The following is a 13,339-nucleotide window of genomic DNA, read 5'->3' as shown; positions in this document are numbered from 1 at the left end:
CGAAAGGCAACCCCCTACGGAGGAATAGCACCTCACTGATTTCGGCGGGGTGCTTTTCGCTCCTCGTGACTCGTTACTCGTAACTCGCCCGACTTTGCCTTTCAGCCTACGCCCTGGCTTTTCAGGTAATCGTCGTAGCTGCCGTGGAAGTCGACGATCCCGGTGGGGGTGATTTCAATGATCCGGGAAGCCAGGGAGGACACGAATTCCCGGTCGTGGCTGACGAACAGCAAGGTGCCCGGGTAGTTTTCCAGTGCCAGGTTCAGGGACTCGATGCATTCCATGTCCATGTGGTTGGTGGGCTCATCCAGCAGCAGGATGTTGGGCCGTTGCAGCATGATCTTGCCGAACAGCATACGCCCCTGCTCGCCACCGGAGATCACTTTCACGGATTTGCCGATGTCTTTCTGGGAAAACAGCAGCCGCCCCAGGGTGCCGCGGATGATCTGTTCGTCGTCTTTTTCCTGGCCCCACTGGTTCATCCAGGCAAACAGGTCCATATCGTCGGCAAAGTCGCGGGCGTGATCCTGGGCGTAATAGCCCCGCTCACTGTTCTCGGACCATTTCACTTCCCCGGCGGTGGGCTCCAGCTCCCCCACCAGACAGCGCAGCAAGGTGGATTTGCCGATACCGTTGGGGCCGATGATGGCGATGCGCTCGCCCACTTCCACACGCAGGTCCAGGCCGGAAAACAGTTCCTGGTCAAAGGTCTTGGCCAGCCCTTTCACTTCCAGCGCGTTGCGGAACAACTTCTTGTCCTGCTCGAAAATGATGTAGGGATTTTGGCGGCTGGACGGTTTCACTTCATCCAGCTTGATCTTGTCGATCTGCTTGGCGCGGCTGGTCGCCTGCTTGGACTTGGAGGCGTTGGCGCTGAAGCGGCTGACAAAGGTTTTCAGCTCGGCGATCTGCTGTTTCTTCTTGGCATTGTCAGAATGCAGGCGCTCGCGGGCCTGGGTGGCCGCGGTCATGTATTCATCATAGTTGCCCGGGTAAACGCGCAGCTCGCCGTAATCCAGATCCGCCATGTGGGTGCAGACGCTGTTGAGGAAGTGGCGATCGTGGGAAATGATGATCATGGTGCACTGACGCTGGTTGAGCACGTCTTCCAGCCAGCGGATGGTGTTGATGTCCAGGTTGTTGGTGGGCTCATCCAGCAACATGATGTCCGGGTCGGCGAACAGGGCCTGGGCCAGCAGCACACGCAGTTTCCAGCCCGGGGCGATTTCGCTCATGGGGCCGAAATGCTGCTCCACCGGAATATCCAGCCCTAGCAGCAGTTCCCCGGCGCGGGATTCGGCGGTGTAGCCGTCCAGCTCGGCGAAATCTGCTTCCAGCTCACCGGCGCGGATGCCGTCTTCCTCGCTCATTTCCGCCTTGGCGTAGATGCCGTCGCGCTCTTCCTTGATCTTCCACAACGCTTCGTTGCCCATGATCACGGTATCCACCACCGAGTATTGCTCGTAGGCGAACTGATCTTGACGCAGCTTGCCGATGCGCTCGTCCGGGTCCTTGGACACATTCCCGGCGGACGGCTCCAGGTCACCCCCCAGAATCTTCATAAAGGTGGATTTACCGCAGCCGTTGGCGCCGATCAGGCCGTAGCGGTTGCCGTTGCCGAATTTCACGGACACGTTTTCAAACAGCGGCTTGGCACCGAACTGCATGGTGAGGTTGGCGGTTGTGAGCAATGTTTTGTACCGGTTGGAAAAGCGAAAAGCGCCGCTGACAGGCGTCAACGGCGGCGGAGTGCGCGAAGCGCGCGCATTGTCGCACAGCAGCCGCCTCCGGGACAGAGCCAGAAGCGAGTGTAGGGTGCACTGAGCCTAAGGCGAACTGCACCGATCAGACGCCGGATGGTGCAGTTCGCCTTAGGCTCAGTGCACCCTACGGGGTAGAACGGTGCTAATAACCAGTGAACAGCTCGGCGGATTCGCCTTCCAGTACATAGCCGGCGGTACCGTATTCGGTGTCCTGGCTGGACACCTTGAGGGTGCCTTCCAGCCACAGGGCCTCGAACACCAGATCCAGGGGCACGCCCTGCCCTTTCATCTTGACCAGGATGATCTGGTTACGGGGTGGCGGTGGCGTGTGGATGCAGGCGCCGAAGTACGGCACCAGCAGGAATTCGCGCACGTATTCCTCGTCGCCATCCAGTGGCACCCCATAGCCGGGCAGGCGCACGACGGTGTTATCCAGTTCGGCCTTCAAGGGCGCTTCGCGCCAGGCCTTGTCGATGGCATCCATCATCTGCTCGCCACGGGCATCGCCATCATCCACGTCTTCCGGCGGTTTATCGCCATAGATTTTGCTGAACAGTTGCTCGTACACCACATTGGCGTCGTAATCGGCGGGGACCAGGTCGTCCCATTCCAGTTCGCGGGCCGCCCAGGTAGGCAGGCTGACCAGCAGGCAGAGAAGAATGATCAGGGTACGCATGTCAGTTCCTCGGGGTCAGGCCATCGGCCAGGCTGTTTCGGAAGGCCTTTTCCGCCGGAATCAGGCCGGCCAGGGAGCCTGCCAGCAGAATGGCCGCCAGGGTCGGCAATTCGCGCAGGGACAGGAAGCTGTCCGGCAGGCGCAGGGACCATTCCGCCTGGGCCAGCGGCGCCAGCGCCCACTGTGCCACAAACAGCAACGCCAGCCCCAGCAAGCTGCCGATCACCGTCAGGCACAGGCTCTCACCGACAATCACGCCATAGACGGCAAGCCGGCCCGCGCCAGCGGCACGCAGCACCGCCAGTTCGTGGCGGCGCCCTTCCAGAGCGGCAAGGATAGTGGACACCAGCACCAGCAGGGCCACCAGCAACACGGCCATGGAGGTGGCCCGCAGGGCGTTTTCCCCCACCGCCGTCATCCGCCACAGCCGCTGCAGTTGGACACCGGGAATAATGGCGCTGAGTGGCTCGGCTTTGTAACGGGACAGTTCCCGCTGCAGGCTGAGCACGGCGATGCGTCGCTCCAGGCCGAGCATCACCGCATTCACGGAACCCGGGGTGTCCGACTGCTGCCCGGGTCGGGGCGGCAACCCGGAACGAAATTGGCCACCGCTGTGAATGGCGGCCATGCCGGCCAGGGAGATATGCACGCTCTGATCCACCGGGGTGCCGGTAGGCGCCAGTATGCCCACCACGGTAAAGGGATGATTGTCGTGCTCGATAATGGCCGGGCCACTGGCACCATGGGCCAGCACCATATCGTCACCGAGCCGATAACCCAGCCGCTGCGCCACCGCGCTGCCCAGCACCACCTGATCCGCCCCTGCAAACCACTCGCCGCTTGCCAGCGTCAGGGCCTGATCACGCCCGTAGCGGTAATGGGCCAGATAACTGTCGTTAGTAGCCACCACCGGGAAACCGCGATGGGAATCGCCCAGAGCGATGGGAATCCACCATTTCACGTCCGGGTGGTCGGCCAGGTGCTCTACCGTGTCCCAGCGAATCCCGGCAGTGGGGTCACTGAGCCGGAACACGCTGTACAGCAGGATATTCATGGGGCCGCCACGGGCGCTGACGATCAAATCGATACCGGACACGGTGCTGGCGAAGTTGGCGCGTACCTGATGGCGCAGACGCTCGATGCCGACGATCATCACCAGGCTCAGGGCGATGGCCACCACAATCAGAGACGCCGAGGTTTTACGGGTACGCAGGGAGGCGAGAATGATCCTAGGCAGCATGATGCTCTCCCCCGTTCAGTGCGGAAAACGCCACGCTGCGATGGAAGCGGTCCGCCACCTGGCTGTCATGGCTGACCATCAGCAAGGCGCTGCCGGCCTGTTCGCATTGCTCACACAATAACGCCAGCAGGGTATCGCGGCTGTCAGCATCCAGGGCGGAGGTGGGCTCGTCGGCGATGATCAGATCCGGCTTGCCGAACAGGGCCCGGGCGGCGGCCACCCGCTGCTGCTGCCCGAACGACAACTGCCAGGCCGGCAAGGCCGAGGTGGCCGCATCCAGTCCCAGGCGGCTGAGCAGATCCTGTGCGGCGATCCTGCGCTGCCGGTTGTTGCTGGCGCCTTCACGCTCACAGCGTCGCCGGGAAAAGCCGGCACTGAGGCAGACATTGTCCACCGCATTCAGGTACGGCAGCAGATTGAAGGCCTGGAAGATGACGCCGATATGGTCCGCCCGAAAGGCGTCCCGTTGCCGTTGCGACAGGGCGGAGAACGGTTTGCCTGCCACCCGGATATCACCGTCTCGGGCCGGGCGAATCCCGGTCACCAGTGACAACAGGGTACTTTTGCCACAACCACTGGGCCCATGGAGCAGCACCCGCTCACCGGCCTGCAGGGCAAAGTGGTCGATATGGATGAAAGGCCGGGCTTGTCCCGGGTGCTGGTAACGCAGGTTATCCAGTTCAAGAACCACGGTTACTCCAGGGGAATGCGGGTGTCGCCGGGGGCCAGGCGCAGAGCGCCCTGCCCGGCCGGCAATAACAGGATCACCTCGGTGGTCAGGCCGGAAAAGGTCGCCAGAAACGGCAGCGTGACATCGGTGAGCCTGTCCGGGGACTGACACTGAAAGGTCCATTCCGCTTCCACGTCCGCATGATGCTCATGATCGTGGTCGTGCTGGTGACTATCCGGAAACAGCACTGCTACTCCGGTGCGGGTTTCATGGCTGAGTGTGCAGTCGGCCTGGGCGGACGGTTGCGGTTCGCTTACCTGTTTCAGACGATCCTCGTAACGGACCCGGGCGGCGGCATCCACTGGCGGCTGTTCGGTGCCGAGAATATCCATCAGCGGCGCGCGGAAACTGACGGTCAGGCTTTGCCCTTCCACCACCACCGCCGCCTCGGCCAGGCCGTGCTGATGTACCTCGGCGGCGACAGCCGGATTGCCAGCCAACAGCAATAACCCGACCAGGCTCTCAAGCAGTACGAATTTCTTCATGGTGACTCTCACATTCCTTGCAGGCCCGGATGTTCGCCACATGGGTGGCAACCAGACAGATTCCGACCAGGCTGGTGAGCAGCGGTTCCCACAGCGTGTCGTGCAGCGCCGCTTCGAAAACAGTCAGCAGGCACAGCACCATCAGCGCCACCAGGCCGGGCAACAACACCCGACGCCGACGATGTCGGCGATAGCCAACCACCATGGCGAGCACACTGACCGGCACAATCAACGCCAGAAGTGCCTGATGAAACAGCTCATCCACCCCACCAACCACCGACAGCAAGCCAATGGCAAACAGCCCGGCGACGCTGGCCACACAATGGATCATACACAAACCGGACAGGGCGATGGCCGCCTGATCCAGACGTAAACGTGACATGGTTGTCTCCCGGTTTTCTAAAAAACAGCAAGCTTCAAGCTGCAACGCGAAAAAAACGCCTCGATAATGTTCCGTTCTACTGCTACGCGCTCAATCCAAAATCTTAAAGACGGATTTACCACAGAGGGCACAGAGATCACTGAGGAAAAGACGGTTTTTTCTCTGTGTGCTCTGTGCCCTCTGTGGTGAAAATGCCTTTGATCCTGGTCTTTTATCGGGCCGCCAGCGACGCTCCTAAGGTAGAGATTGCAAACAATCGCGCCCCGCTATCGCCATAGGGGGTTTATAAACAAGTGCTGCCTGCTTTTTTAATGCACGTTGCAGTTCGCGCAGCGGCCATGAACCTCCAGCAAGGGGTTCTGCTGGGTCACGAAGCCCAGGCTGTTGATGCTCTGCTGCAACTCGCTGATGGCCGACCCCGCCATGGGGGTTTCCTGCACGGCACCGCAATCGTCACAGAGCAGGAACACGGTGCCCTGGTGACCGTGATGGCAGGTGATGTGATCGCAAGCCAGATACTGGTTGGTGGAGCTGAGCCGGTGGGCCAGCCCCTGTTGCACCAGAAAATCCAGCGCCCGGTAGATGGTGGGCGGCTGGGCGTTGCTCTGGTACTGGGTCTTGAACTGGTCCAGTAACTGGTAGGCACTCTGCGGGCCGGACTGGGTCAGCAGCAACATCATCACCTGACGACGTTGCGGAGTCATGCGCACACCCTGCTCGCGGCAATGCTGTTCGGCGCTGGCGAGAATACGGTCGGTGCGGCTCATGACAGTTCCTATATATCCAGTGTGACCAGCAAGCGTTGCTGACCGGGAGACACGGGCGGGGACCGGTGGACCACGCCCGAGCCCGGATTATCCCGCCAGGTGTCGCCTTTGAACAGGGCCACCTGACCGGCCTGCAGTTGTTGCACGCTATCAACCGCATAGCGGCCCTCCTGCTCAACGCCCGGCACCAGCAGACCGGCAGGCACCGACGGGGCCGGCAGCCACTGGCTGCCCGGGCCCCCATAGGTACACAGCAGACGCACGGGAATACGATCCACATGGAAGCGCGGGCACATGGGTTTTTCCAGGGCCGTCACCCGCAGGCCCACACCAGTGGCACCGAACAGGCAGGCCATCATGTCGGCCAGCAGCACCAGGTCCTCACGCAGTGGCGCGAAATCCTCACCGGGCAGCGAGCATTCGATGGAAGCTGATAAATCTTTCACATCCAGCCAGCTTTTTACCGCCAGTTTTTTCCTGCATGCCTGCTGCACAAGCTGCTGATCGATAGGGCTGCGCCGATCCCAGACAGAGACCTGCACCGGGTCCATCATCACATCGGCGAGCACCCCGGCATCATCGCGCATCACCAGGCCCGGTGCGGCATAGGCCTTTGGCGAGGTCTTTGCGTCAATCATCCGGCCATCTCCCACTGCGGGAACGGGTCTTCCAGTTGCTGCCACAGTTCCTTCCCGGCGAGCATTTCCTCTTCCGTGAGCAGGCAGGCGTCCAGCGCCTGGCGGGTAGCTTCCGGTTGCAGGTTGTGGCCGATGAACACCAGCTCCTGGCGCATGTCGCCGAAGGGTTCCTGCCACTTTTCCATGATCATGGCGCGGTATTCCGGGTCCGTGGGCCAGCTGTGGTCCGGTACGGTTTTCCAGAACAGACCCGCCGGGCCATGGTGGGCAATCTCGCCGGCCTGGCTCCAGTTGCCGGCAAATTGCGGGCGGCTGGCTAGCCAGAAGAAGCCCTTGGAGCGCAGCAGCGTGCCGTAGGGCCAAGGCTGTTGCAGAAATTCCCAGAACCGTTGTGGATGGAAAGGACGACGGGCTTCATAGCTGAAACTGCTGATGCCGTATTCCTCGCTTTCCGGCAAGTGTTCACCACGCATTTCCTTCAGCCAGCCCGGCGCCTGCTGGGCTTTTTCAAAATCGAACAGACCGGTATCCAACACTGCGTCCAGGGGCACCATGCCATTCTTGATGGGGATAATGCGCGCTTCCGGGTTAAGCAGCCGCAGTGTGGCAGTGAGCGTGTCCAAATCTGCCTCGCTGACCAAGTCGGTTTTGCTGATCAGCAACACATCACAGAATTCCACCTGCTCCACCAGCAGGTCCACCACATTGCGCTGATCGTCCTCTCCCAGACTTTCACCGTCTTCCTGCAAGGTGCGGGCACTGCGGTAGTCGCGCAGGAAATTCACTGCATCCACCACGGTGACCATGGTATCCAGCCGCGCCACCGAGGACAGACTGTCACCGTTTTCGTCTTCAAAGGTAAAGGTTTCCGCCACTGGCAAGGGTTCGGAAATACCGGTGGATTCGATCACCAGATAATCAAAGCGCCCTTCCCGGGACAGCCGGGTCACTTCCAGCAGCAAGTCTTCGCGCAGCGTGCAACAGATACAGCCGTTGCTCATTTCTACCAGTTTTTCTTCAGCACGATTCAGGGACACCTCATTGCTGACCAGCGCCGCGTCGATATTGATCTCGCTCATGTCGTTGACGATCACCGCCACGCGCAGGCCGGCACGGTTGTTGAGAATGTGGTTGAGGACGGTAGTTTTCCCTGCGCCGAGGAAACCCGACAGCACGGTAACGGGTAGCTGGCGTGCGGGAGCAGCTTGCTGGGTAGTCATGGAATTATCCGGTTCGTGAATGGGCATAGTGTCTTTCGTTTTCTTCCAGCCGGGTTTTCACCTCGGCGCAATATTGCGCCGTCGGGCGGGCCAGTAATCGGCGCAGCCCGATGGGCTCACCACTGATCTCACAGTAGCCATAATCACCGCTGTTGAGACGCCGCAGGGACTGGCGGATTTTTTCCAGCAGTCCCTGGCGTCGGGCCAGAAAGCGCAATTGATGCCGGCAGGCCTCCTCGTCCACGGCCGCATCCAGTGGGTCCGACTGGGGCGGGGTCTGTAATACCTGCCTGGCACTGGCCAGCTCCTGTTCACAGTCCCTGGCGAGACGCAGCAACAGGGCGCGGAAAAATGCCTGCTGGGCGTCATTCATGTAGTCCGCCTCGGGCATGGCGAGCAGGGCCTTTTCACTGAGCACGTCCGGCATGATGGCCTCCTTTTAAGTTATGTTATAACATAACATTTAATGGACGCAATCACTGCCGGAAATCACGCCCATGGCCTTCCCGATTCCTGCCAGTTATGACGAATGGCGGCACTGCATTACTGAGGTTTGCGGACTGGCGCTGACAAACGCCTTCATACACCAGCGCCTGGCGGCGCTGGAAAATTCAAACGATCACATGACCCGAAAATTTATCGCCCTGTATGGGGAATCCCACTGGCAACAGACCCGGGCCTGGTTCACCCGGGCGTTGAACGAACTTGCTGACAGTTCCCCTACTCGGAACCCGCGTTGAAAGGCACGACCTGGTAGCCCGCCTCTTCGAACATCACCTGCAGACTGTCCGGGCCACCCAGATGCAAGGCGCCGACCAGCACCAGATTCGGCGTATCGGCCGCCATGGCCTGCTGGATTTTCGGAAACCACTGGCGGTTACGCTCGATAATCAGGTTCCGGTAGATACTGGGATATTCGGCCTCCATTTCATCGGCACCCAGTAAGGTGTAGAGGCCATCCATATCGCCTTTTCGCCAGGCGTTGACCGCCTCTTCCATCATGCCATCCATGTGCTCGATGCCTTCCAGGGAGGACTCGATCAGAGCGTCGCTGTTCTCTTCATTCAGCTGCGCCATGAAGGACAGCAAGGTATCGCTGGATTCCAGAAACCCCATTGCCTTGCCATGCTGGTTGGCCCGGGTGAAATAGTATTCGTCAACACCCCGACCAAAGCCCTGACGGCCCAGTTCATGAACCGTCATGGCCATGGAGACCATGGCCGGCTTGAAGCTCTGGTAGGTGGCCAGCGGAAAATTGGCCTGGGCGGCATAATCCTGCAATTGCCGCCAGACCGGATCGGACAGATCCTCTTTAAGGGTACGGCCAGCTGGCTGCATCATCATCTGCGTCAATCGCCGGGAAAAGGCCGGGGAGGCAGATTCGGCCAGATTGGATTCCAGATACACCTGCTGCGCCTGGTCATAGGCCTGCTGCATGGCTGACGGTGGCGGCAGATCCGCCGGGCGGAGAAAATGCACGGTGGCTCCCAGCCGGATACGTTTACCATCCTTACTGATTTCCCAGACCGGATCCGCCTGTAGCCAGGGCGCCAGAGACAGCAACACCACCAGCACAGCAAGCCGTCGAATCATCCACAATCCCATCATCATCCCCCCGTTGTTTTTCTTTCAGTGTGTCAGCTTGCGCAGAAAAAGAAAGATTACAACGTCCCTTGCAGAGACCTGACCGCGCAGCAAGCGGCATGCTAGGGTTAAGCCCCATGGATACGATCAAACAACTCGAAACGGCCATGGGCCAGATTGTCGGCTTTCTCTGGGGGCCACCGCTGGTGGTGCTACTGGTGGGCGGCGGCCTGTTCTTCCTCCTTTACTCCCGTCTACTGCCCTATCGTTATTTGCCGCAAAGCGTGCGTCTGCTGTGGCGTAAACCAGACCGCGGTGATCCCGGTCAGCTCTCCCATTTCCAGGCCCTGAGCACCGCCCTCTCCGGCACGCTGGGCATGGGCAATGTGTCCGGTGTAGCGCTTGCCATCGCCATGGGGGGCCCCGGGGCGATTTTCTGGATGTGGGTCAGTGCCCTGGTGGGTATAGCCACCAAATTCTATACCTGCACCCTGGCGGTGATGTTTCGCGGCCAGGACAGTGAAGGCCAGTGGCAGGGCGGCCCCATGTATGTGGTGCGCGAAGGGCTGGGTAAGAAATGGCTGCCGCTGGCCTATTTCTTCGCCGTGGCCGGGCTGCTGGGCACCATGCCGATCTTCCAGATCAATCAACTGGTCCAGGTGCTGCGTGACACCCTGGCCATCCCCGCCGGCCTGGCCAGCGCCGATGCCCATTTCACGTTTGACCTGATGCTGGGCCTGGTGCTCGCGCTGCTGGTAATGGCTGTGGCCCTGGGCAAATTGCCCCGGCTGGGCAAGGTTACCGGCATGCTGGTACCGACCATGGTGGTGGGGTATCTGATGCTGACAGCTGTGGTACTGGCAAGCCATGCCAGCGACATTCCTGCTGCCTTTGCGATGATTTTCGAGGATGCCTTCAGCGGCAATGCCGTTGCCGGCGGCGTGGTGGGGGCTGTGATAATCACCGGCATTCGCCGAGCGGCATTTTCCAATGAAGCCGGTATTGGTACCGAAGCCATGGCTCATGGTGCCGCCCAGACCAAGGAGCCGGTGCGTGAAGGCATGGTCGCCATGCTCGGGCCGGTGATCGATACACTCATCGTCTGCACCTGCACGGCTCTGGTCATTCTGATCAGCGGCGTCTGGCAAAGCGGGGAAAGCGACGGGGTCACGCTTACAGCCAACGCCTTTGGCGACCTGTTCCCCCATGGCGGCGCCGTCATTCTGGCAGTGCTGGTGTCCCTGCTCAGCCTGAGTACGGTTTTCACCTTCTGGTACTACGGCAGCAAGTGCCTGGGCTTTTTGATTGGGGCGAAATACCAGCACCATTACATATGGTGGTATCTGGTGCTGGTGGTGTTGGGTGCCGTGGCATCACTGAAGCTGGTGGTGAGCCTGATCGATTCCATGTACGCGCTGATGGCGATTCCCACTATGACCTCTGCCCTGCTGTTGGCGCCGAAGGTCAATCAAGCGGCCAAGCGATATCTCAAGCCGTCGCAAGCATCTCGGTAAATTGCTCAAAATCGGCAAGGTGCCAATCAGTTTCGTCGGGGTAGCTGTCGGTTAGTGCGGGATCATAGAAACAGCTGATCATATTGGCGCGCCGCGCCGCCTGCAGGTCGTAAAGAAAATCGCCCACATAGACAAGACGCTTCGGGCTGAGGCTCCAGGCAGCCGCGATCTGTAACAGGCCGTCGGGAGCGGGTTTTGGCGGGCAGTCTTCCCGCGCCAGCAGTATATCCACCTGTATTCCCAGACGGGTCATAGTCAGGTCTGCGACTTCACGGGCATTACGGGTGAGAATGGCGGTAGGCAAGTTACGGCGGGAACAAAACTGCAGGCATTCGCGAGCACCGGGTATCCATTCGGCACGCTCGGCACCACGGCGCTCATGATCGAGAACAATCTGCTCGGCAGCACGTCGGTCACTCTCAGGGAGTAACTGAATATATTCAAGTACCCCTACTCCCTCCGGGCAAGCCAGTTCGCTACGAATGGCGGTAAAGTCGAGACGCGAATCCACCAGGGTACCGTCCAGATCGAAGATCACTCCCTGAATCGAGGAAAGCGTATTAGTGTCAGGTATTTTCATCATTGCAGTGTACCCCGAGCCAACGTGAAAGCAGCAACAAGCTTGCTATTCACAAGGATCAAACTGGGAGATACTGACCCTCACGTTATTTAGGAGTGATGCTCATGAAACGCTTTGCAAAAGCACTCAGCGGATTGGCCTTGTTGTCACTGGCCCCTCTCTCCAGCGCTGGCGGCGTCTATATCGGCGCCGGACTCTACAACGCCTCCGTAGATGAAAAAGTGGACAGCCTGAACTTTGACGATAGCGATACCACCGGCGCCCTCTTCCTGGGTTGGCGCCCCATTGAATTGCTTGGGGCGGAAGTGGGCTATTACGACTTCGGCAAGCAGGAAGCTGACAACGGCACCAAAATTGAAGGCGGTGCCGTTACCCTAGCCGGGCTGCTGAGTTTCGAATTGGGCCCGGTAGGCCTTTATGGCAAGGCCGGTGTGGCAGATACGGATTTTGATATCAGCAATGGCGCCAGCAAGGATGATGATTCATCCACGGATGCCTTCGGCGGGGTCGGTGCCACCGTGGATCTGCTCGACAAGCTGTACCTGTATGGCGAGTTCGTGCATTTCGATAATGATGTCGGCGTCGATATGATCGGCGCGGGTTTGCGTTACCATTTTTGATGACAAACCCGGTCAGCAAATAGCTTGCAGGAGCCGGCTTGCAGCCAAACCTGATTGGCCGACTGCGGGCAAGCTCCTACCAGTACCGTCTTCAGGGTGTCTGGGTGTTGATCCGATCCAGGGCCTGCACCCGGGCCAGTTCCTTGTCTTCAAATAACTGCTGCTGAAGCCGTGCCAGGGCCACCTGCTGATCAGTGTGCGACAGGCCGCTGCTGATCAGTTGCTGGCGCTGCTGCCGATACGCCTCATAGCGTGCCTGCCAGTCCTGTCGCTGTTGTTCCAGTGCCTCGAAACGCGCCACGGCCTGGGCCCCGAACGTCTGCTCCCGCAGTGCCCGGATTTCCGCGTCGCTGGCACCCTGCTCCCTCAACCTCTGGGTGCGTTGCTCCAGCCATACTGGTGCGCGGGTATCATGAAGCATCTGCTGCATGCCCGGCGGCAGGTCCTGTTCGAGGTTGCTCAACTGCCTGTCACGTTGCTCCGCCGACAGCCCTTCATTCTCAAGCAGCGCCTGCCGTTCAATCATGTAACGGTCGTAGGTCATATCCAGACCATAAAAGGCATCGGCGACTTCCGGACCCAGATAGGCCTGCTGCATATCATGACGCTGGCGAATGGCCGCGCGCATGGCCGTCACACTGCCATCGTGTTCCGGTAATTGCGCCATGGCTTCGCGCAACCCCATGTATTGCTCATAGAGCGCCCAGGCTTGCTGCGCGGCTTGCGGTGGCAACTCTTCTGCCAAGTGTCCTGCCAGGCGCGCCTGAATATCCTCGAGAGACTCTTCGCCCAACGCCGTCAGAAAATAATCAAACACCTGGCGAATGGCAGGATTGATAAGCAGATCACCACTGGCATTGACCTGCAGGTTGCCGTCCACCCGGGTACCGCTCAGAGAAGCCGGTATCGGCCCCAGTTCTGTAGCCCGCTGGCGGTAATGATCATAGCGAGTCGTGTCGGCAGGCACTGATGCAGCAGGACCGGTAGCGGTGTTACTGACGCTGCCCGTCGACGGATCTTCTGGACTATCCGGTTCAGAGGGTCCCGGCAAGCCCCAGATCAGTAATGACGCCATTAGTACAAGCAGAACCACACCCGCAAGGTAACGTTTTCCCATGGCCTTTTCCTTTTTGTTGTTCT

At 59.9% G+C, this 13,339-nt stretch carries 15 protein-coding genes; 2 read left to right on the top strand and 13 right to left on the bottom strand.

What is annotated here, in order from left to right:
• Positions 1–101 precede the first annotated feature (101 nt).
• The 11 genes from Q0Y02_RS12255 to Q0Y02_RS12205 form a co-directional block, all read right to left on the bottom strand.
• Positions 102–1,691 carry an ABC-F family ATPase gene (locus tag Q0Y02_RS12255; RefSeq protein ID WP_297768731.1) on the bottom strand — a complete coding sequence of 530 codons (1,590 nt, stop codon included), beginning with the start codon at positions 1,689–1,691 and terminating at the stop codon, positions 102–104.
• Between the two features lie 214 nt (positions 1,692–1,905).
• Positions 1,906–2,439: a DUF3299 domain-containing protein gene (locus Q0Y02_RS12250; RefSeq protein WP_297768728.1), complete on the bottom strand. Its 534-nt coding sequence runs from the start codon at positions 2,437–2,439 to the stop codon at positions 1,906–1,908.
• 1 nt (position 2,440) lies between these two features.
• Complete coding sequence (locus tag Q0Y02_RS12245; protein ID WP_297768724.1) at positions 2,441–3,679, bottom strand: ABC transporter permease; 1,239 nt, start codon at positions 3,677–3,679, stop codon at positions 2,441–2,443.
• Complete coding sequence (locus Q0Y02_RS12240; protein WP_297768721.1) at positions 3,669–4,370, bottom strand: ABC transporter ATP-binding protein; 702 nt, start codon at positions 4,368–4,370, stop codon at positions 3,669–3,671. The genes Q0Y02_RS12245 and Q0Y02_RS12240 overlap by 11 nt, the downstream gene beginning before the upstream one ends.
• A gap of 2 nt (positions 4,371–4,372) precedes the next feature.
• On the bottom strand, positions 4,373–4,894 hold the full coding sequence (locus Q0Y02_RS12235; RefSeq protein WP_297768718.1) for a DUF2796 domain-containing protein: 522 nt from the start codon (positions 4,892–4,894) through the stop codon (positions 4,373–4,375).
• Positions 4,872–5,276: a MerC domain-containing protein gene (locus Q0Y02_RS12230; protein ID WP_297768715.1), complete on the bottom strand. Its 405-nt coding sequence runs from the start codon at positions 5,274–5,276 to the stop codon at positions 4,872–4,874. Before Q0Y02_RS12230 ends, Q0Y02_RS12235 begins: the two co-directional genes overlap by 23 nt.
• Before the next feature lie 308 nt (positions 5,277–5,584).
• Positions 5,585–6,043: a transcriptional repressor gene (locus Q0Y02_RS12225; RefSeq protein ID WP_297768712.1), complete on the bottom strand. Its 459-nt coding sequence runs from the start codon at positions 6,041–6,043 to the stop codon at positions 5,585–5,587.
• An 8-nt stretch (positions 6,044–6,051) separates the two neighbouring features.
• The gene (locus tag Q0Y02_RS12220) at positions 6,052–6,681 is read right to left on the bottom strand and encodes a DUF1826 domain-containing protein (RefSeq protein ID WP_297768709.1); all 630 of its coding nucleotides are present in this window, start codon (positions 6,679–6,681) and stop codon (positions 6,052–6,054) included.
• A complete protein-coding gene (zigA, locus tag Q0Y02_RS12215) occupies positions 6,678–7,901 on the bottom strand; it encodes a zinc metallochaperone GTPase ZigA (protein WP_297768706.1) in 1,224 nt (407 codons plus the stop codon). The genes Q0Y02_RS12220 and zigA overlap by 4 nt, the downstream gene beginning before the upstream one ends.
• Before the next feature lie 4 nt (positions 7,902–7,905).
• Positions 7,906–8,328, bottom strand: a complete 423-nt coding sequence (locus Q0Y02_RS12210) for a TraR/DksA C4-type zinc finger protein (protein WP_297768703.1) — start codon at positions 8,326–8,328, stop codon at positions 7,906–7,908.
• 293 nt (positions 8,329–8,621) lie between these two features.
• Positions 8,622–9,494: a TraB/GumN family protein gene (locus Q0Y02_RS12205; protein ID WP_297768700.1), complete on the bottom strand. Its 873-nt coding sequence runs from the start codon at positions 9,492–9,494 to the stop codon at positions 8,622–8,624.
• Positions 9,495–9,622: 128 nt separating this feature from the next.
• Here Q0Y02_RS12205 and Q0Y02_RS12200 point away from each other — a divergent pair, with 128 nt between their 5' ends.
• The gene (locus tag Q0Y02_RS12200; protein ID WP_297768697.1) at positions 9,623–10,999 is read left to right on the top strand and encodes an amino acid carrier protein; all 1,377 of its coding nucleotides are present in this window, start codon (positions 9,623–9,625) and stop codon (positions 10,997–10,999) included.
• Here the strand turns inward: Q0Y02_RS12200 and Q0Y02_RS12195 are convergent.
• Positions 10,974–11,582, bottom strand: a complete 609-nt coding sequence (locus Q0Y02_RS12195; RefSeq protein WP_297768695.1) for an HAD-IA family hydrolase — start codon at positions 11,580–11,582, stop codon at positions 10,974–10,976. The two genes, Q0Y02_RS12200 and Q0Y02_RS12195, sit on opposite strands and share 26 nt — an antisense overlap.
• A gap of 101 nt (positions 11,583–11,683) precedes the next feature.
• On the opposite strand from Q0Y02_RS12195, the gene Q0Y02_RS12190 reads away from it, so the two are divergent.
• Complete coding sequence (locus Q0Y02_RS12190; protein WP_297768692.1) at positions 11,684–12,199, top strand: outer membrane beta-barrel protein; 516 nt, start codon at positions 11,684–11,686, stop codon at positions 12,197–12,199.
• Between the two features lie 91 nt (positions 12,200–12,290).
• Here Q0Y02_RS12190 and Q0Y02_RS12185 read toward each other — a convergent pair whose 3' ends face one another.
• Entirely contained in the window at positions 12,291–13,316 is a 1,026-nt protein-coding gene (locus Q0Y02_RS12185; protein ID WP_297768689.1) for a lipase secretion chaperone, read from the bottom strand.
• Positions 13,317–13,339: the final 23 nt, after the last annotated feature.

Origin of the sequence: uncultured Alcanivorax sp., assembly GCF_947258575.1 — a bacterium.
Lineage (GTDB): Bacteria > Pseudomonadota > Gammaproteobacteria > Pseudomonadales > Alcanivoracaceae > Alcanivorax.
Note: the sequence above shows the minus strand (reverse complement) of the source record. Positions and strands in the feature narration are given on the sequence as shown.